Origin of the sequence: Paracoccus litorisediminis, from assembly GCF_009711205.1 — a bacterium.
In the GTDB taxonomy this organism is placed as follows: Bacteria; Pseudomonadota; Alphaproteobacteria; order Rhodobacterales; family Rhodobacteraceae; genus Paracoccus; species Paracoccus litorisediminis.
Genome location: NZ_WMIG01000020.1, coordinates 12,118 through 30,697, shown reverse-complemented (window position 1 = coordinate 30,697; position 18,580 = coordinate 12,118). Strand labels below are relative to the sequence as shown.

Genomic DNA, 18,580 nt, shown 5'->3' with positions numbered 1-18,580 from the left:
GACGGCCACCACGACGCAAACGCCCAGTCTGCGCACTGGGTCGCAAGAGATGCGATCACCATGTAGATGGCCACGGCGACAAGGAACGCCTACGAGGCAGTAGAAATTCAAGCCGGCCGTTAGTTGCGACTGCGCAAAGATGTTGATCGCCTAGATCGAATTCGCCAGATCCGGGATCGCCCCGACGATCACCTGCGGCGGCGGGACGCACCGTCGCCACTGCGGAACGGCATAGGCCAGAGAATAGGCGGCGTCCGCCTGTCCGGTGTCGAAGGAATTCAACGCCCCTTCCCCACTTCAGCGCAACAGCGAAACCAGAAGCGTCACCCAGTTCGGCGTGAGATCGCCATTGAAGTCAATGCAGATAAGACAGGCCATGAACTCAAGCGCTTTCGGCAATCCGAGTAGAACAGAAAGAACAACACCACCATCGGCACCCCTTGAGCGCGACCTTGCAGGCGATCACCAGGTCTCGCAGGACGGGATCTTGTTGGAATCGGAATGGGCGAACGTGCTGCCCAGAAGGCGCGAGCAAGCAAAAACCGGCACGGCCATCGCCAGCGTAATCAGGACCGCAGCGCATCCGACCAGTCGTGCTGGGCGAGCTGAGCGCGAAGGCGCCTTTGAAAGATCGGAATGGCGGCGGGCATGAACGGCGGCGCGATATTTACAGCCATTGACTAGTGAGGTGCCAAGCGCGCCTAGTTCGAGGTCGGCACGGTCCAGCCTGCCTTCGGGATACATGATCGCGTTGAGCAGGATGGTGCGCGCCAGACAGTTTTCGGGTTCAAGCGCCAGCATCAGCAGATGTTCCGACACACGTTTGGCCGAGGGCATCACCGCCAAGACCTCGTACTGCTCGGGCGTGACCGTCACCAGATCCACATGACGCGCAACGGTCGCAAGCGGTTCGGAAAGGCCCTCGGCCCCTTGAGCAAGCTGCATCACCGGATCATCGGCCTCAATGCCCAAAAGCTGGCCCGCGATGATCGAGGACAGGAACTGCGCGATATGCATATCTAACGGTAGGTCCGAGGGGGAAAATTTAGCCAGTGTCGCCGGGATCAAATCGGTCCGGATGGCCGAGTGGTTGCAATCCGCAGGATAGGCCCCTTGTCGACCGCAATCGTCTTGGCGCACGCCGCGAGTTCCGCGAAGCACGTCATAAGGCCCCGCCCTCCTCCGAAAGCTGCACCCGCCCCGAAGCAAAGGCCAGTCCGAACTCGGGATGGTCCAGATTACCGATGGCTGAGACGCCACGAAAATCTCGGCCGCCTCGGTGACGCTGCCGTCGGCCGCGACGGCAAGGAAGATCTGGAGATGTTGGGTTTCCATCGGCCTAAATGCGCAGATTTTATTATCGCGTTTTGCCGTCGTTGGCCAAGCGGCAGGCTGGCAGGCCGCGCGTACCTTGCCGTTGAGATGACCAAACCGCAACGGCGTCGCATGGCGGCGGGAGATGCGCCTAGCCGGCCGGGAATAAAAAAGGATGGCCGACAAATGCTGTCGGCCATCCCCACTTTCCCTTTGCCACTTACCAGTCGAAGTCGTCACCGTTGAGCTGGTTCAGGCGGGTGTCCTCGATGATCAGATGATCGGTACCTGACCGGATGACAACGTCGCCGCCGACCTGGCTGGCCGCACCGCGGACATCCGACCAGCTGTCGAAGCGCGCATAGGAGGACAGGTCGATCGTGTCGTCGTCGCGGTCGAAATCGGTGACGCGGTCGCGCCCGCCATTCCAGACGAACACATCCGCCCCCTCACCGCCGGTCATGGTGTCGTTCCCGGAGCCCCCGTTCAGGGTGTCATTGCCCTCATGCGCGACGATGCGGTCGGCACCCGCTTCGCCAAAGATGCGGTCGTCGCCTTCGCCGCCATAGATGACGTCGTTTCCGGCACCGGCGCGGACAGTGTCATTGCCCTCGCCTGCGCTGATCGTATCGCGGCCCGACCCGCTGATCGACAGGTCGTTGCCCGAGCCGAGGGTGATCGAATTATTTCCGCCTCCGGCGCGGACGATATCGTTGCCTTCGCCGGCATTGATCACGTCATTGCCGCCAAGGGCGTCGATCACGTCATTGCCCGAGCCGCCGTTGACGCGGTTGTGGCCCGAGCCCGCATTGATGCGGTCATTGCCTTCGCCACCATCGATGGTGTCATTGCCACCATGCCCCAGGATCGTATCGTCGCCGGACATGCCAAGGATCTTGTCGGCAAGGCTGGTGCCGTTCAGGCGGTTGTCATCGTCATTGCCACGGATATTGGCCATGGTTGCTCTCCGTCAGTCTGGAATGGACCGGCATGAAGGGCGGCACTTTGACCGCGGGTCCGCATTCGGCTGCCGGTTCGGCCGGTGCGGAATTCAGGCGCCGTCAGGCGCGGTGGCGATCTGCCAGTCGCTGACCGACCAGCAGCATCCGCATGGTGTTTTCGGCGGCATTGCGCAGCAGTTTGGCGCCCCCGCCGATGGCCTTCTGCAACGAACAGGGCCGCCGCATGATCGAGGCATAGGCACCGATCCCATGCTCATAGGTCTGGCGCGCGCCCTTGCCGATGGTTCCGGCCAGGGCGACGGTCGGGATGCCAAGCGCCGCGGCGCGACGGGCGACCTCGCAGGGGACCTTGCCGAAGGGGCTTTGTCCGTCCAGCGCGCCCTCGGCGGTGATGACCAGATCGGCCCGGCCCAGCAGGTGATCGAAATCCAGATAATCCAGCATGATCTGAAAGCGCGGATGCAAATCGGCCCCGGCAAAGGCGATCAGCCCCGCTCCCAATCCGCCCGAGGCCCCCGCGCCGGGCATCGGCCCGACATCCTTGCCGGTCGCGGCAAGGATCGCCTCGGCATAGCGGATCATGCCGCGATCAAGGCACTCGACCTGATCGGGCGTCGCGCCCTTTTGCGGGCCAAAGACACGGGCGACGCCGCGCGGGCCCAGCAGCATGTTGTGCCAGTTCACCGCCGCGTCGATCTGCACCCCCGCCAGCCGCGGGTCCAGCCCCGTCATATCGATCCGGGCCAACCGCTCCAGCGCGCCGCCACCTTCGGGCAGGTCATCGCCCTGCTCGTCCAGCAGCCGCGCACCCAACGCCCGCGCCATACCCGCGCCGCCGTCATTGATGCCGCTATCGCCGCAGCCGATCAGGATGCGTTCGGCCCCGTGATCCAGCGCTTGCAGGATCAGCTCTCCGACGCCGCGGCTGGTGGTCAGGGTCGGGTCGCGGCGGTCGCGGGGCACCAGCGACAGGCCCGCGGCGGCGGCCATCTCGATCACTGCGGTGCGGGGGCCGTCGCCGCCCATGATCCCCCAGAAGCTGGGGACTGCGTTGCCCACCGGGCCGGTGACGGTTGCCGGGACGATCCGGCCACCGGTCGCGGCGATCAGCGCCTCGGTCGTGCCCTCGCCGCCATCCACCATCGGCGCGGTCAGGATCACCGCATGGGGGGCGGCGCGGCGCACGCCACGGGCGATGGCCTCGGCCACATCCTTGACCGACAGCGATTCCTTGAAGCCCGAGGGCGCAATCAGAACGGTCAGTGACATCTCATATCCTTTCCGGTTGTCTGATGGGGTTACGCGCGGGGATGCGCCGCTATTCCCGACCCGCGCGAAAAAAGTGAAAAAAGGCGGCCGAAGCCGCCATTTCTTTTGAAAACACTAGGAAAGTTATCTGATGGTCAGGCGAATTCCGGCGGGCCTGAGCATCCGGTTCAATGGATGCAGGGCATCTGGTGAGGTACTGCGCCGAGCGGACACTGCCCGACGCATATTTTCCGAGGTGACCTCCCGTTTCGGGCGCGGGACCGGGCGCGTCGCTGCGACCAAGGGGGCTGGTGCAGGGGTTAGGACCACGGCCGAGGCCACCAGCGTCGCGGCGGGCAGCGGTCGCGGTGCATCCCCGCGCAGCCCGGCAAGCTGCGCGGGCCAGACCAGCAGCGCAAATGCGATCAGCAGCGCCGTCACCGCAGGTGCCAGCGGCAGGGCCAGCCGCATCAGGTCGCGTTGGTCGAACCCGGCCCCTTCGGCATTGCCAAAGATCGCCACCGGCTTGGCCGAGGCCATCATGCTTTGGCAAAACCCCGTGCCCATGACTGCGATCAGGATCATCAACGCCGGATCATGCCCCAACGCCGCCAGCGGCAGCGCCACGGCCGGGATCAGCACTGCCGCGCGGGCCGAGCGCGAAGTGATCGCCAGATGCGCCAGCACCGCCGTCACCGAGATCAGCACCACCACCACCGGCAAGCTGCCCGACCATGCAGGGGGCAGCACAGCCAGCGCCTGACCCGCCAGCCAGTGATCGGTGCCTGTCGCCGTCATCGCCTCGGCGATCAGCACGGTCGCGGTCATGTAAAGCAGCATCTCGGTATCGACGGCGCGAAAGATCTCTTTCGGTTTCTTGTCGGTAAAGGGCGGGGTCAGCAGGATCAGCGCGCCGATCAGCGCGACCAGCGACATGCCGATCCCGTGCAGCCCGGCGCTTAGCCACAATCCGACGATCAGGGTCAGGATCAGCCCGATCCGGGCCTGACGGCGGCGTGCCTCGGGCGACGGAGCGGACAAGTCGATACGGGGCAGCGGTCTCCACCAGTCGGCGCGCGGAACGAACAGCCACAGGATCAGCAGCGCCCCGATCAGGCTGGCCAAGGCGGAAAACGGCAGGCCCAGCATCGCCCAGTCCAGATAGCCCAGCCGGATGCCGCTTGCGCCCCGGATCGCCTGCGCCGCCAGCAGATGCGCCCCGGCACCGATCAGCGAGGCCCCCGCCGACAGCAGGATCACCGTCGGAAACAGCAGCGCCAGCGCCCGTACCAGCCTGGGATCGGGCAGCGCCCCGGCGATGGCGGCAAAGACCGGCAGCAAAAGCGCCGCCCGTCCCGAGGTCGAGGGCAGCACAAATGCCGTCGCCGCAATCGCCAGCGTCAGCGCCAGAAACAGCGGCAGCACCCGCATCCCCCGCACCAGCAGCGGCGCGACCAGACGCTGGGTCAGGCCGGCCTCCTTGGCGACGGCGGCGATGACAAAGGATGACAGCAGCAGCCAGACCAGCTCACTGCCAAGCGCGGTGAAAAGCTGGGCCTCGGTCAGCACACCGCCCAGCACCAATGCCAGCACTGCCGCCAAAGCGACCAGCGATTCCGGGATGCGCGTGCCGACCCAGCCAAGGATCGCCAGCCCCGATACGGCCAGCGCCATCTGCCCCTGCGGCGACAGATCCTGCGGCAGCGTCGACAGCAGGGCGATTCCCGCCGCCAGCGCCGCCACGATCAGATGGCGCGGGTCGGGCATCGGAAGGGCCGATAGGCTGCGAGCGGTCATGGCGTTCTCCTGTGCATGTGCGTCACAGGGTTACGCTTGGGCGTCGGCTTTATTCCCGCAGGGTGGCGGCCTCTTCCTCGGGCGTCATGGGGGCGGCGGCACCGATGGCCGCGATGGCGTCGTCGATGCTGCCCTGACCCGAGGCCGGGCGGTAATCCTGCCCCGCAGCCTCGGCCACCGCGGCATAGCGCGCGGCCCAGCCACCGGCCTCGCGGCAGGCCAGAACCACACGTTGCGCGGTTTCATATTCGCGGCAAAGCGCCCCGTCCTTGGCCCGGAACGAGGCGATCATCGCCAGTTCTCCACCATCATCCAAAGCCTGAACCTGCCCCGAGGGCAGGCTGTCCAGCGCGGCCAGTTCGGCCGGACTGAACCCTTGCGGAGCGGGCGCACCCGCCCATTCCCACCAACCCAAGCCGATCGCCACGATGGCGGCCGAGGCGGCGGCCGCCATCCAGGGCCTGCGGTTCAGGTTCGCGGATCGCTGCGGCGCACGGACGGGCGCGGCCAGCGGCGTACCGCCGGGCGGCACGACCGGACGCGGGCCCGGGGCATGGCTGGCGGTCGGGGATGGCACGACCGGGGCCGCGGTGCCGGTGGCGGATGCACGGATCATCGCGGCCAGCGGGTCTTCGCCCGGCTGATCCCGACGCAGCCCGGACAGCAGGCGCCGGGTTTCCTCGAACCGATGCAGCCGGGATTGCAGTTCCGGATCGGCGGCAATGGCGCGGCGCAATTCCTCGGCCCGGGCCGGGTCAAGCTCGCCATCGGCCAATGCCATCAGGGTTTCGTCATCGATCTGCATGGGCCCGTCCTTTCCGCCATCCATGGCCGTATACGTCCCGCCGCTCATCTTATTCCCAGTCTTTCGGAAAGCGCCAGCCGGGCGCGGGACAGCCGGCTCATCACCGTGCCGGGCGGAATGTTCAGAATGCGCGCGGTTTCGGCATAGGTCATCTCTTCGACGCAGACGAGATGCAGGATCTCGCGCTGCTCGGGCGGCAGTTCGGCCATCGCCGCCTCGACGCTGCGCAGCATCAAGCGGGCCTCCAGCGCGGGGGCGGGGTCGATGGGTAGGGCCTCGGGCATGTCATGGACATCCAGTTGCACGCCCGCGCTGCGTTGGCGCCGGGTCTGGTCGATAAACCCGTTACGCATGATGCGGAACAACCACGGCTCCAGCCGCTGGGCCGGGTCATAGCTGGCCGCATTGGCGATGGCACGCTCGGCCGTCTGCTGGACCAGATCGTCGGCCTGATCGGCGCGACGCGTCAGGGACAGCGCATAGCGCCGCAGATTGGGCAAAAGCGCAATCATCGCCTCGGCAAAAGCCGCGTCCATTCCACCTCCCTGCGTCAGAAATTGACGAAACCGGGGAATAATAGAGAGTGCAGAACGTAGAATGTCCAGAAACCCCGGCTGGAGGACATGATGCCGCGCCACCCCTTGCTGTTTTTAAGCCTTGCGCTGGCCGTGATCATGGCCGACCTGAATCCGCAACCACGGGGTTGGGGGCCTGCCGCCGCATGGGCCGATGACGATGATGACGACCGGGGGGATGACGACGATGATGACGACGACGACGCGCCCGTGCGCCGCCGTCCGGCGCCGCCGCCTGTCATCCGCGCCGCCCCCCTGCCCCAGCGCGCGCCGAACGAGGTGATCGCGCGCGGCCTGTCGCCTGCCGATCTGCAGGTCCTGCAGGATGCCGGTTTCCGCGTGTTGCGTAGGGTGACGCTTGCCGATGGTGCGCCGCTGCACCGTCTGCGCAAACCCGATCGCATGTCGATGGAGGAGGCCCGCGCCATGGTGCGAGACATGGGGTCGGCCAATGCTGCGGATTTCAACCATTTCTACCGCCCCGGCAATGCCGCCCCGGCCTGTTCCGGCGCGGATTGCCCGGCCCGCCAGATGATTGCATGGCCAGCGGATACGTCTGGCTGCGGCGGCCCGGTGCGGATCGGTATGGTCGATACCGGGCTGAATGCCGATCACGCCGTGCTGAAGGATGCCCGCATGCGCGTCCACCGCATCGATCAGGGTAAGGGGCTGGCGCGCTCGGATGCGCTGCATGGCACCGCAGTCGCAGCGCTGCTGGTCGGACGGGCGGACAGCCGTTCCCCCGGCCTTGTGCCGCAGGCCGAACTGGTCGCCGTCGATGCCTTTCACAAGCAGCGCGAGGATGAGCGCGCCGATGCCTTTGCCTTGGTCGAGGCGCTGGATTATCTGACCGCGCAGCAGGTCGACATCGTCAACCTGTCGCTGGCCGGTCCCCCGAACGAGGCCTTGCGCCGCCAGATCCAACGCATGGCCCAACAGGATATCGTGCTGGTCGCCGCAGCGGGCAATGGCGGTCCAGCGGCGAAACCGGCCTTTCCCGCTGCCTATGAGCAGGTCATCGCCGTCACCGCTGTCGACCGGCGCGAACAGGTCTATCGTCGTGCCAACCGGGGCAAGCATATCGACCTGGCCGCGCCGGGGGTGAATGTCTGGACTGCGGCCTCGATCAGCGGGGCGCGGACCAAGACCGGCACCTCATTCGCCGCGCCCTTCGTCACCGCCGCTGCGGCCCTGCTGCTGCAATCCGAACCGCAGCTGACCGCCGCGCAGGTCCGCGTGCGACTGCAACAGGGCGCGCGCGATCTGGGCAAGGCCGGGCCAGATGACGTCTTTGGTCACGGGCTGGTCCGGCCCGCCCCGGCCTGCACGGCGGCGCGCGGGCTTTAGCGGCGGCTCACAGCGCCAGTTCGGGTGAGCGGCCGCTGTCCTCAAGCTGCCAGCAGGCGTGCCATGCGCCGTTGCGGCGGTCCAGCGTCAGGTAATTCCGCTGGGCCACATAGCGCCCGGCCTGACCCGGAATCCGCTCGATCCGGATATGCTTGCCCGCAATCGGATCGTCGCCCAGCGTCGACAGCGCCCCCAGAAACCGCGCCCAGCCCTTGGGTGGCGGGCGGTGAGCAATCCCCGACGCGACCAACTGGTGCAGCACCGCACCCGCATCAAGCGGCATCACCGCGCGGGTCGCCAGATGAATCTCGCCCGAGACAGCGATGACATTCTGCCCGGCGCGGCCCATCTCGACCATCAGGCGCAGCATCCGCCGCCATTCCTCACGATGGCCGCGGCTTTGCCATTGGTCGCGCAGGTCGTCCTCATAGCGCTGCATGCGCGGGACCACGATCATCAGCGCCTCAAGCAGCGACAACCGCGGCCCCAGCAACGGCACGCTGGACATCAGGATGCAGCGTTCGTCCGGGCGCAGGGGCGGCTGGGTTTCCATAAAGGCCCAGCCACCCGGCCCCATGATCTGGCGGCGCGTGCGTTCCGAGCGCAGGTCGGGCGCGACCAGCCGGAACCCCGGTGCATGGATCGCCCAGCCCAGATGACCGCCATGCGGGTCCGCGAAACGCGCGGGCAGATCGCCATCCACCGCCGCAGCCTGAAAGATCAGATAAGCCTCGCGCGCGGCGGCAAAAATCTCTCGGCCCACAGCGGAATTCGTGGCCCGGCGCGCCAATGAGCCCCAGCCGTCGCAGATGTCGTGATCGTCCCATTGCATGACCGACGGCACCCGCGCCGCCAGCCACGCGAAATCCGGCGAGGTATAAAGCGCGGCATAGCGTTCCAGAAAACGCTCTCGCAAATGATGGTGCAGGCTGCTCAGGTCACCGGGATCGTCGGGGATGCTGGAGGGCCAGTTCTGCGTCAGCGGATGGCCATCGGTCACCTCATCGGCATAGACCTGATCGCCCCCATGCAGCAGCAACGCGAAGGGGGCGGCGCGATGCTCGGCCCGCAGCCGCGCCCACATGACGTTTCGCTCAGACCCCTCACGGTCCAGATCGCCGGTCTCCTCGCCATTGCAGGACACAAAGGCAAGTCGGGTGTCGTCCTGCAGGTTCAGGTGAAGCGGATAGGTTTCGCCATTCCAGAGATATTCCTGCGCGCCCGGCGGCAGGCTGAACCGCGCGCGATAGATCGTCGCCGCGTCATATTCCGTCAGTACCTGCTGCTGTACTTGCCCGAACGAGGTCTCCAGCGCGGGCATCTCGGCCCCTTTGGGCAGGATGAACAGCGCCGCCAGATGAAACTGCTGATCGTCGACATGATCCAGATAGAGGATCGGCCCGATGGCCTTGGTCGTCTGGGTCATGTGGTCCTTTCAAACTTCATTCGCGCCGTGCCGCTTGGGCGGCACGGTTCCTGCGGTCTTGCGTCTTCAGGAGAAAGTCACACGGGGTTCGCATGCGTCCTGAACCACGGGCAAAGCCCAACGGCTAAGGGCATGTAGTTGCGGCGATTCCGTGTCGCAACCTCGGCGTCCTATTTGACGCCTCACGATCAGGTCAGGTCGGGCGCTTGGTATGTCCGTCAAAACGACCCGGTTATGCGGGCCATCTAGCAGCATGGGTTCGGGGAATGAATCCCCCACAGATCATCCGTGCAACGATCAGAAGGGAAAGGTCGGATGCATCGACCTTTCCCACAAGGTTCCCGCAAAGCTGCGCCGCTATGTCTTATGCCAGCAGGCCCCGCGCGATGATCGTGCGCTGGATTTCGGAGCTGCCTTCGTAGATGCGAAAGATCCGCAGGTCGCGCAGGTAGCGTTCCAGCGGGAAATCGCGGCAATAGCCATAGCCGCCATGAACCTGCAGCGCACGGTCGGCGATGCGCCAAGCTGCCTCGGATGCGAAAAGTTTAGCATGCGCGCTTTCGGTGGCATAGCGGGTTCCGGTGCCGCGCAGGCGGGCAGCGGCATATCCCAGGGCGCGCGCCGCCGCGAGGTCGTTGGCGCTGTCGGCCAACATCCATTGCAGCCCCTGGAAATCGGCGATCGGATGGCCACCGACCCGACGTTCCTGCGCATAGCGGATCGAGGCGTCCAGTGCGGCGGCGGCAATGCCGGTTGCCTGCGCAGCGACCTCGATGCGTCCATTGTCCAGAACCCGCATGGCGGTGCGAAAACCAGAGCCCTCGGCGCCGATGCGGTTTTCCTCGGGGACCAGACAGTCGAAGGTCACGCCAAAGACATGGCCACCGCGCAGGCCCATCGTGCGCTCGGCCGCCGCGACCGAGACACCCGGCGTCACCCCCGGCTCGACCAGAAAGGCCGAGACACCGCGCGCCCCGGCCTCGGGGTCGGTCTTGGCAAAGACCACCATGAATTCCGCCGCGCCCGCATTCGAGATGAAGGCCTTGGAGCCACGGATGCGGTAGCCCGCACCCTCGCGCCGGGCCGTGGTCCGCATGTCGGCAGGGTTCGACCCCGCCTCGGGCTCGGTCAGGGCAAAGGCGCCAAGCGCACCCGCCGCCGCGCGCGGCAGGATGCGCGCCCGCAGTTCGGCATCCGCGCCCAGATGCAGGCTGTCGGTGGCAAGGTAATGCGCGGTCAGCATCGAGGCGGTCGAGCCGCAGGCCCCGGCGATGATCTCGACCGCGCGGTAAAGCGCGGGGCCGGACAGGCCCAGCCCGCCTTCCTCTTCGGGCAGGTTCAGCCCCATCAGTCCCAGTTCGGACATCATCGGCAGATGGCAGATAGCAAAGGTCTGGGTCTCGTCAAGCTCTGCCGCGCGGGGGGCCAGCACATCGGCTGCGAACCGTTCAATCTGATCGAGGATCGCGCTTTCGTCTTCGGTCCAATCCATGTCTCAGCTCTCCAGTTCGGCGCGGATCTGCGCGCCATGTTCATCAAGTCCGGGTGCGGGACGGCGCATCCCACGGGGCGCGCCGGCGAAATGGACCGGCTGCTCGGGCAGGTCGATGCGGCCAAGCTGCGGGTGATCCACCGCCGAGACCAGCCCGCGCGCCATCACCTGATCCGAGGTCCAGGCCTCGCGCGCGGTTGACAGCGGCGCAGCCGGGATGCCCGCCGCCGAAAGCGCCGCGACCGCGCCCTCTGCATCAAGGTCCGCCGCCCAGGTGGTGATCGCCTCGGCCAATGCGGGCTCGTTCAGGCGGCGGTCGGCATCCGTGGCAAAGCGAGGGTCGTCGATCAGCTCGGGCCGGTCGATCGCCGCCGCAAAGCGCGCGAACAACCGGTCATTCAACACCGCCACCGCGAAATGCCCCTGCCCTGCCGGATAGGTTCCGAAAGGTGCCGAGAGGGCATGACGGTTTCCGCTGCGCACCGGGTCCTGTCCGCAGACCAGCACCCGCGCCGCCGCCGTCGGCATCATCGAGGCCAGCGCGTCAAACAGCGCCACATCGATCTCCCTGCCCTGCCCGGTCCGTTCCCGCTCATACAGCGCGGTCATGATGCCCCAGGCGGCGAACAGACCGCCCGCGACATCGGCGACCGCCTCGCCCACCATCATCGGCGCGGCATCCGGGTCCCCGGTCAGCGCCATCATCCCGCTCATCGCCTGCAGGATGATGTCATAGGCCGGACGTTCGTGGTTCGGGCCGCTCTGCCCGAAGCCCGAGATCGAGGCATAGACCAGACGCGGGTTGCGGGCGCGCAACTGATCCGGGCCAAGACCCAGACGGGCCATCACGCCGGGGCGAAAGTTTTCGACAACCACATCGGCGCGGTCGGCCAGCGCCAGCGCGACATCGCGGTCGGCCGGATCCTTGAGGTCCAGCAGGATCGAGCGCTTGCCCCGGTTGGCGGTCTGGAACAGCGCGCTTTCACCATCGCGGAATGGGCCGATATGGCGGTATTCGTCGCCACCCGGCCCCTCGACCTTGATGATCTCGGCCCCCAGATCGGCCAGCAGCGCGGTGGCATAGGGCCCAGCCAGAACCCGCGTGAAGTCCAGAACCCGCAGGCCGGAAAGAGGTTGCGATGTCATGACGGCTCCTGTGGTTCGGTCTGACCTGTTCCTAGCCGTCGATTGGCGATAGTCAGAAATAATAGTTCGATATAGAATAGATGAATGAAACCTATTCCTTTTGGCTTTCGCCAGATCGACTACCTGCTTGCCGTCGCCGAGACCGGATCGACCGCAGCCGCGGCACGGCTGACCAATGTGTCACAGCCTTCGATCTCGGTCGCGATCGCGCAGTTCGAGGCGCATTTCGGCGCCCCCCTGTTCCTGCGTCTGCCGGGACAAGGCATGCAGCCGACGCCCTTCGGTCGCGATCGCATTGCCAAATTGCGTGCGCTGCGGGCCGAAGCGGGCACCCTGTTCGACTGCGAGGGCGAGACGGCACAGCAGCTACGGCTGGGCGTCTTCTCAACCTTGGGGCCGCGCTATGTACCGATGCTGATGCGCCATTTCACCAAGGCAAATCCGGGTGCAAGCATTCGGCTGGTCGAAGGGGACATCGCGGCTCTGGCACAGTCGGTGCTGGCCGGAGAGCTGGATATTGCGCTGGTCTATGATGCCGGTCTGCCAGCAGGCCTTGAGGTCTGTGAACTGGCCCAAATTCCGCCGCGTGCGGTCCTGCCGCCGGACCACCGGCTTGCGGGCCAGACGTCCATCGACCTGCGTGATCTGGCAGAGGACCCGCTGATCCTGATCGGGCTGCCGCATAGCCGCGGCTATTTCCTGTCCCTGTTCCAGATCGCTGGTGCCCGCCCGGCGATTGCATACGAGACCGCCTCGATCGAAATGCTGCGCGCGCTGGTCGCGAATGGCCACGGGGTTGGCTTGCTGGCAACCGAGCTGCCCTATGATCAGACCTATGACGGACGCCGGGTAATCGACCGCCCACTTTCCGGCACCCTACCGCCAAGCCGGGTGGTCCTGATCCGCGCCGCGCGGTTCGACTCCACCCCGGCTATGACGAGCTTCATCGCCATGGCCGAGGATTTGATCTGAGGGGGCGCCTGTTCACGATATTCTTTGTTTTGCTTCGCTTAACTTAGCCGCGTTGAGTGGGCTTTATGCGGATTGCAGGGGGCCTAGGCATTTACCTCAAATCTTCTCGCCTACAAAACCACGCAGCACGCCAAACCTGTGCCGCGCGGCCTCCAGGATCGGCAGGCGCACGGCGTCGGGAAAACCGTCTGGCAGCGCGGATTCGATCTCATCGAAGACAGCAGGGCTGAGAGCGGTCAATCGGGCAAAGGCAGCGTCGATGACCGTTTGGCCCAGACCTGCGGCTTGGGCGGTCTGGACGAAGTGGCGGGGATGGATCTGGCTCAGCCGATAGTGCCGCGACGCACCGGTCACCGCCATGGCCATCTGCATCTGCTGCTGTCGGATATGGCCCGAGGCGCGGGCGGGCTCCGCGCTGAGGATATCGTAAAGCGGCGTCATCCGGTAACCGCCCGGTCCCAGGAAAATCGAGAAATTCTTGGCGTGGCCGTCGGTCGCACCAATCATCCAGAAGAAGATCTGCGCGGCAAGGAAGGTCTCGCGGTCCTGCAGACTGTCGACTGAGCCGGCCAGCAGCCTCAGGCAGTCCACGATCCCCGGTCCGCCATCCTGTTCGTATTTCCGCGTCGAGGCCACCCCCAGCGCCTGACAAAGATCCTCCTGCGGCAGGCGCAGGCGGCGGCCCTCGGACAGGCGGCGGTCGAAACGTTCGACCACCAGCGCCTCGGTGCCGTCGAAATCCACAATCCGCGCCTCGGGCACGTCGAAACCAAAGGCGCGCGCCAGGTTCAGGCACAAAAGCTCGTTTTCCAAGCTCGTGCTCATGTCGATGCCGTTCTGTAGCTGCCCCATGCGAGTCTTGAGGATATGCGTTGTCGCCGTCATCCCCAGCGGCAGCCGCCAGCCGTTGTCCCAAAGCAGTGCGGTCTTTTCCTGCGCCCCCGCGACCGAGATGCGGAACGGCTGATCGCGCTCCAACCCCAACGGATGGCGGTCCAGATCTCGCAGCATTCGTCCGATCTGGCCTTCGTCCAGCGACAGGCTGTCATTGGGAAAGGCCGGACCGGGATCTTCGCCCTCGGGCAGGAATTGCATGGCGCCCACGCAATCGCGGCCAATCGCCGCGAGCAGCGAATGGGGATCGGCCCCCCCTGCCCCCATCCGCTCGGCCAGCGATCGGCGCAAGGCCTCGCTATCGGGCAGAAGATTGTCGAAAACCGCCAGCACTGCCGGGCCGCGCTGCCGCTCATCGGTCAGCGGCAAGGACAGCGACAGTCGGAATCGGTGCTGCCATGACAGCCAATCGGGATGATAGGCAAAGCTGGTTGCGCCATCCGCGTCGCGCGTCAGGGTGCCCACCCGGCGACCGTTGACATGGACCGCAAGCGGCACGGATTTGGCTTTGCGCCCCATCAGAAAATGTCCTCGATTGCGGCGCCACGGTCGCGCGGGACAATTTGCCAATCCAGATTCAAGGCCGCCAGCAATGCCAGAACGGTCGTCACGGTCGGATTGGTCACGCCGTTTTCGATATTCGAAATGTGATGTGCCTGCAGCCCCGCCCTGCCCGCCAGCTCGGCCTGCGTCAGTCGCTGCGCACGACGGGCTTGGCGCAGGATCTGCGCCAGATCATTGGCCGAACGGGGAGCCGTCATGATACATTATCCTGTAATTTTCAGGTTTATACACTGTGATGTATAACGGCAAAATTTACACGGAAATGCAAGAACGGCGTGCCGGATTTTGCAGGAATCCGTGACAAGTATCGGAGCCGCCGGGAAAACTCTTGCAACGATGGTAGAATCAATCAATAGTCACGAAAAAGCGCGGCTAAACGGCAAAAACCGTGAACACGCCGAAAGCGGAGCGGGCAAAATGAGCAGAGACAGCGTGCAGGACGACCTGAACAGCGTCATCCGTCAGCACTCGGAATGGCTGGCGTCGCAACTCCATGCGCAGCGCGAAAGCCTGTTTCCGCCAGACGCACAAAAGGCGATGCGCAAGTTCACCTCGGGTGAGGCGGCGGCGCTGCTGGGAATCAATGACAGCTATCTTCGCAAGCTGAACCTGGATGGCAAGGGTCCCTCGCCCGAACTGACCGCCGGGAACCGCAGACTTTATTCGGCGCAAGATATCCAGGAACTTCGCCAACTTCTTGAAAAAACAGCCAGAAAGCCGGGAGATTATCTGCCCGGACGGCGCGCGGGCGATCACCTGCAGATCATCGGCGTGATGAACTTCAAAGGGGGGTCGGGCAAGACGACCTCTTCGGCGCATCTGGCACAACGCCTGGCACTAAAGGGTTACCGGGTGTTGGCGATTGATCTGGACCCGCAGGCCTCGATGACGGCACTGCACGGGGTCCAGCCGGAATTCGACCTGCAGGATGGTGGCACGCTTTACGACGCCATCCGCTATCAGGACCCTACCCCGATCCGTCAGGTTATCCGCAAGACGTATATCCCCAATCTCGACCTGATTCCCGGCAACCTCGAGCTGATGGAATTCGAGCACGAAACCCCTCGTGCGTTGGCGCAAGGCAATGCGGGTCTGTTCTTTTTCCGTGTTCGCGAAGCCTTGGCACAGGTCGATGACGATTACGACGTGGTGGTGATCGACTGCCCGCCGCAACTGGGCTTTCTGACGATGTCGGCACTGTCAGCCGCAACTGGTGTTCTGGTCACCATCCATCCCGAAATGCTCGACGTGATGTCGATGAGCCAGTTCCTGCGCATGACTGCCGATCTGATGGACGTGATCGCGGAAAGCGGCGCCGACATGTCGCATGACTGGATGCGCTATCTGCTGACCCGATACGAGCCGACCGACGCGCCGCAAAACCGCATCGTGGCCTTTTTGCGCACCATGTATGGCGACACCGTGCTGAACGCGCCGATGCTGAAATCTACAGCGATTTCAGATGCCGGCCTGACCAAGCAGACGCTGTATGAGGTGGACCGCTCTGCCTTTACCCGCTCAACCTACGACCGCGCAATCGAAAGCCTGAATGCCGTCAATGACGAGATCGCACAACTGATTCAGAAGACCTGGGGCAGGACATGACCGACAGCAAAAGGAAGCGTATGTCGCTGCTGGACAATCTGGCACAGGCGGGCGCAGGGCCAGGTGCTGGGTCGATGATGACGACAAACAGTGCGCTGCGCTCGGCCCGCGACGCGGTCGATAGCCACCGCATCTGGGAATTGGACCCCGAGCAGATCAGCGACGACCGCACCGCAGATCGTTTGAATCCGAAGGATGTCGAGGACCTGCGCGCTTCGATCGAAGCCGTTGGGCAGACCGTGCCGATTCTGGTGCGTCGCGATCCTGCGGGCGCCGACCGTTACTTGCTGGTCTACGGCCGACGCAGACTTGAAGCCGTGCGGGCCTCAGAACGGGTCGGCAAGGTCCGCGCGATGATCGCGGCGATGGACGACAAGACCGCCTTGCGCGCGCAAGCCTCTGAAAACACAGCGCGACGCGACCTGTCCTTTCTGGAACGCGCCCTGTTTGCCCATGAATTGACCGAAAACGGCTTCGGCACTCAGGCCGAAGTGGCCGAAGTGCTGAATGTCACCAAATCCGCGATTTCAATGGCACTTTCGGTTGCCCGGGCGGTTGGCCCGGAGCTGGCGCGAGCCATTGGCCCGGCCCATGGCATCGGCCGCCCCCGCTGGGAGGCGCTGGTCAAAGACCTGCAATCAACCGATCTCAACCGAGATGAACTGGCGGCGATCGCTGGGCGCGCGCAACAGGAGGCTGAGCCTGATGTTGCCGACCCCTCGGTCGCAGCGTTCGAGGCGGTAAGCAAACGGTTACGAAAAGCTGCGACCCTGCCCGCCCCCACCATTCGCAGTGCCACGCACCCGCTGACGCTGGGCGGCAAGCCTGCGGGCAGAGTCACGCGCACCAAGGACGGCATTCGGCTGGATGTCAGGACCGACAACGATGCATTCGCGGAATGGCTGCAAGAGCAGGCTTCCGCTGCGATGGAAGAGCTTCACACCCGCTGGCAAAAGCGCGGCTGAAGAAGGCAGGAGCAACAGGCAAGGGAGGCACGAACAAGCCAAGGAAAAGGTCCCGCAAAGCATAACCTTCACGAGACCCCTTTGATCGTAGCAAATCCAAGGTAGTCCGCGACGGTGACGACTGCAAGCCCCGAAGTGATTCGGAGCCGGGTTCTTCTTTGTCTTCGTGATAAAAATCATGGGTTATGTTCCCATCACGTCGTTTAGGCGAATGATTGATGCTGTCCAATTGCAGCGGCATCAGATGCAAACGCAGCCCCTGCCCGCTCAGGCGGTTAATAAATGGGACGCTTTGCGTGAATTGGCCACCGCTCGTACGCGGTACGGTTTGACCGACCGCGACATGACCGTGCTTCAAGCACTGTTGAGCTTTTATCCCGGCAGCAATCTGGACCAACCCGAGAAGCTGGTCATCCATCCATCAAACGATTCGATCTGTGAAAGATTGAATGGCATGCCCTGTTCGACCATGCGGCGGCATCTGGGTAATCTAGTTACCGCAGGCGTCATCGGCCGACGCGACAGCCCGAATGGCAAGCGCTACGTCCGACGCTCTGCCATGGGTGCGACGGCCTACGGCTTCGACCTGTCACCGCTAATCCACCGCTTCGCGGAATTCACCACCTCGGCAGCTGCGGTTCGCTCAGCTGAACAACAAGTGCAGGAACTGCGTGAGGCCGCCAGCCTGATGCGACGCGATCTGTACGGACTGCTTGAACTTGCCCAACAGTCCATTGGAACGCTGGACCGTTTCCGAGATTTGCTTTCCCTGACTGGGCGCGCGCTGCGTCGCAAATTGACCCTGCCCGAACTTGATCAGATCAGTCGCGATCTGGAAATTGCGCTCGACCAACTGCGTAGCTCGACCTGTCCACCCTCCACTACCCCAACAGAATCCGATGAAATGAGCACCAATGCTGCCAAAACTGAGCAGCACTATCAGAGGTCAGATAAAGAATATCTTGAATCTGAAAAGAGCGTAGAAAACGTAACGGCGTCCCGAACGGAAAACGGCATCCCGTTAGGCTTGGTTCTAACCACCTGCCCTGAGATAGTCGCCTATTGTGAGCATCCCATCCTACACTGGAGCGATTTCGTAGCCCTTGCCGAGAAAGTCAGACCCATGATGGGGGTCTGTAACGCGACATGGGCCAAAGCTAAACGCCATATGGGCCGGGATACCGCAGCCGTTGTCTTGGCTGCCATGTTGCAACGGTTCACTTCCATTCGCTCGCCTGGAGCATACCTGCAAACCTTGTCGGCAAAAGCTGCGTTGGGCGCATTCTCGGCCGGGCCAATGATAAGTGCCTTAATGAATAATCCGACTTGAAGTTCACAGCTGTGAACATGGTTTCGCTGATCCGCGCGATATCGGATTTGGACTGAGTCGGGCATGCCGCTAACAATAAAATAGAAAGGGAAGGGACCGTCGCGCTAGCAAACAACGTTATCGTAGACTGTAGGCTGT

Annotated in this window: 17 protein-coding genes; 5 read left to right on the top strand and 12 right to left on the bottom strand. The window is 64.3% G+C overall.

The genetic code is table 11. The annotated features are described in order from the left end of the window. Positions 1-150 precede the first annotated feature (150 nt). The 7 genes from GL300_RS27180 to GL300_RS21420 form a co-directional block, all read right to left on the bottom strand. Positions 151-282 (bottom strand): hypothetical protein, encoded by a 132-nt coding sequence (locus GL300_RS27180; RefSeq protein WP_281353189.1) that lies wholly within the window; start codon positions 280-282, stop codon positions 151-153. Positions 283-462: 180 nt separating this feature from the next. Beyond that, positions 463-1,500: a carboxymuconolactone decarboxylase family protein gene (locus GL300_RS26450; protein ID WP_211595302.1), complete on the bottom strand. Its 1,038-nt coding sequence runs from the start codon at positions 1,498-1,500 to the stop codon at positions 463-465. Between the two features lie 34 nt (positions 1,501-1,534). Continuing rightward, entirely contained in the window at positions 1,535-2,272 is a 738-nt protein-coding gene (locus GL300_RS21440; protein WP_155041730.1) for a calcium-binding protein, read from the bottom strand. A 103-nt stretch (positions 2,273-2,375) separates the two neighbouring features. Beyond that, positions 2,376-3,545, bottom strand: coding sequence for a glycerate kinase family protein (locus GL300_RS21435; protein WP_155041729.1), 1,170 nt, complete (start codon positions 3,543-3,545; stop codon positions 2,376-2,378). A 123-nt stretch (positions 3,546-3,668) separates the two neighbouring features. Further along, positions 3,669-5,321 (bottom strand): SLC13 family permease, encoded by a 1,653-nt coding sequence (locus GL300_RS21430; protein WP_155041728.1) that lies wholly within the window; start codon positions 5,319-5,321, stop codon positions 3,669-3,671. A 49-nt stretch (positions 5,322-5,370) separates the two neighbouring features. After that, a complete protein-coding gene (locus GL300_RS21425) occupies positions 5,371-6,126 on the bottom strand; it encodes an anti-sigma factor family protein (protein WP_246195307.1) in 756 nt (251 codons plus the stop codon). Positions 6,127-6,170: 44 nt separating this feature from the next. Continuing rightward, complete coding sequence (locus GL300_RS21420; RefSeq protein ID WP_155041726.1) at positions 6,171-6,662, bottom strand: RNA polymerase sigma factor; 492 nt, start codon at positions 6,660-6,662, stop codon at positions 6,171-6,173. 90 nt (positions 6,663-6,752) lie between these two features. Here GL300_RS21420 and GL300_RS21415 point away from each other — a divergent pair, with 90 nt between their 5' ends. Further along, entirely contained in the window at positions 6,753-8,048 is a 1,296-nt protein-coding gene (locus GL300_RS21415; RefSeq protein ID WP_155041725.1) for a S8 family serine peptidase, read from the top strand. Positions 8,049-8,055: 7 nt separating this feature from the next. Here GL300_RS21415 and GL300_RS21410 read toward each other — a convergent pair whose 3' ends face one another. The 3 genes from GL300_RS21410 to GL300_RS21400 form a co-directional block, all read right to left on the bottom strand. Next, positions 8,056-9,474: an alkaline phosphatase D family protein gene (locus tag GL300_RS21410; RefSeq protein ID WP_155041724.1), complete on the bottom strand. Its 1,419-nt coding sequence runs from the start codon at positions 9,472-9,474 to the stop codon at positions 8,056-8,058. A gap of 364 nt (positions 9,475-9,838) precedes the next feature. After that, positions 9,839-10,966, bottom strand: a complete 1,128-nt coding sequence (locus GL300_RS21405; RefSeq protein WP_155041723.1) for an acyl-CoA dehydrogenase family protein — start codon at positions 10,964-10,966, stop codon at positions 9,839-9,841. A 3-nt stretch (positions 10,967-10,969) separates the two neighbouring features. Then, complete coding sequence (locus GL300_RS21400; RefSeq protein WP_155041722.1) at positions 10,970-12,112, bottom strand: CaiB/BaiF CoA transferase family protein; 1,143 nt, start codon at positions 12,110-12,112, stop codon at positions 10,970-10,972. A gap of 84 nt (positions 12,113-12,196) precedes the next feature. Here GL300_RS21400 and GL300_RS21395 point away from each other — a divergent pair, with 84 nt between their 5' ends. Next, positions 12,197-13,084 (top strand): LysR family transcriptional regulator, encoded by an 888-nt coding sequence (locus GL300_RS21395; protein WP_155041721.1) that lies wholly within the window; start codon positions 12,197-12,199, stop codon positions 13,082-13,084. Between the two features lie 96 nt (positions 13,085-13,180). Here GL300_RS21395 and GL300_RS21390 read toward each other — a convergent pair whose 3' ends face one another. Beyond that, positions 13,181-14,497 (bottom strand): HipA domain-containing protein, encoded by a 1,317-nt coding sequence (locus GL300_RS21390; RefSeq protein ID WP_155041720.1) that lies wholly within the window; start codon positions 14,495-14,497, stop codon positions 13,181-13,183. Continuing rightward, positions 14,497-14,739 carry a helix-turn-helix domain-containing protein gene (locus GL300_RS21385; RefSeq protein WP_155041719.1) on the bottom strand — a complete coding sequence of 81 codons (243 nt, stop codon included), beginning with the start codon at positions 14,737-14,739 and terminating at the stop codon, positions 14,497-14,499. Before GL300_RS21385 ends, GL300_RS21390 begins: the two co-directional genes overlap by 1 nt. Before the next feature lie 220 nt (positions 14,740-14,959). On the opposite strand from GL300_RS21385, the gene repA reads away from it, so the two are divergent. The 3 genes from repA to repC all read left to right on the top strand — a co-directional run bounded on the left by repA (position 14,960) and on the right by repC (position 18,442). After that, positions 14,960-16,147, top strand: coding sequence for a plasmid partitioning protein RepA (repA, locus tag GL300_RS21380; protein ID WP_155041718.1), 1,188 nt, complete (start codon positions 14,960-14,962; stop codon positions 16,145-16,147). After that, complete coding sequence (gene repB / locus GL300_RS21375; RefSeq protein WP_155041717.1) at positions 16,144-17,112, top strand: plasmid partitioning protein RepB; 969 nt, start codon at positions 16,144-16,146, stop codon at positions 17,110-17,112. The genes repA and repB overlap by 4 nt, the downstream gene beginning before the upstream one ends. A gap of 178 nt (positions 17,113-17,290) precedes the next feature. Beyond that, positions 17,291-18,442: a plasmid replication protein RepC gene (gene repC / locus GL300_RS21370; protein ID WP_155041716.1), complete on the top strand. Its 1,152-nt coding sequence runs from the start codon at positions 17,291-17,293 to the stop codon at positions 18,440-18,442. Positions 18,443-18,580 lie beyond the last annotated feature (138 nt).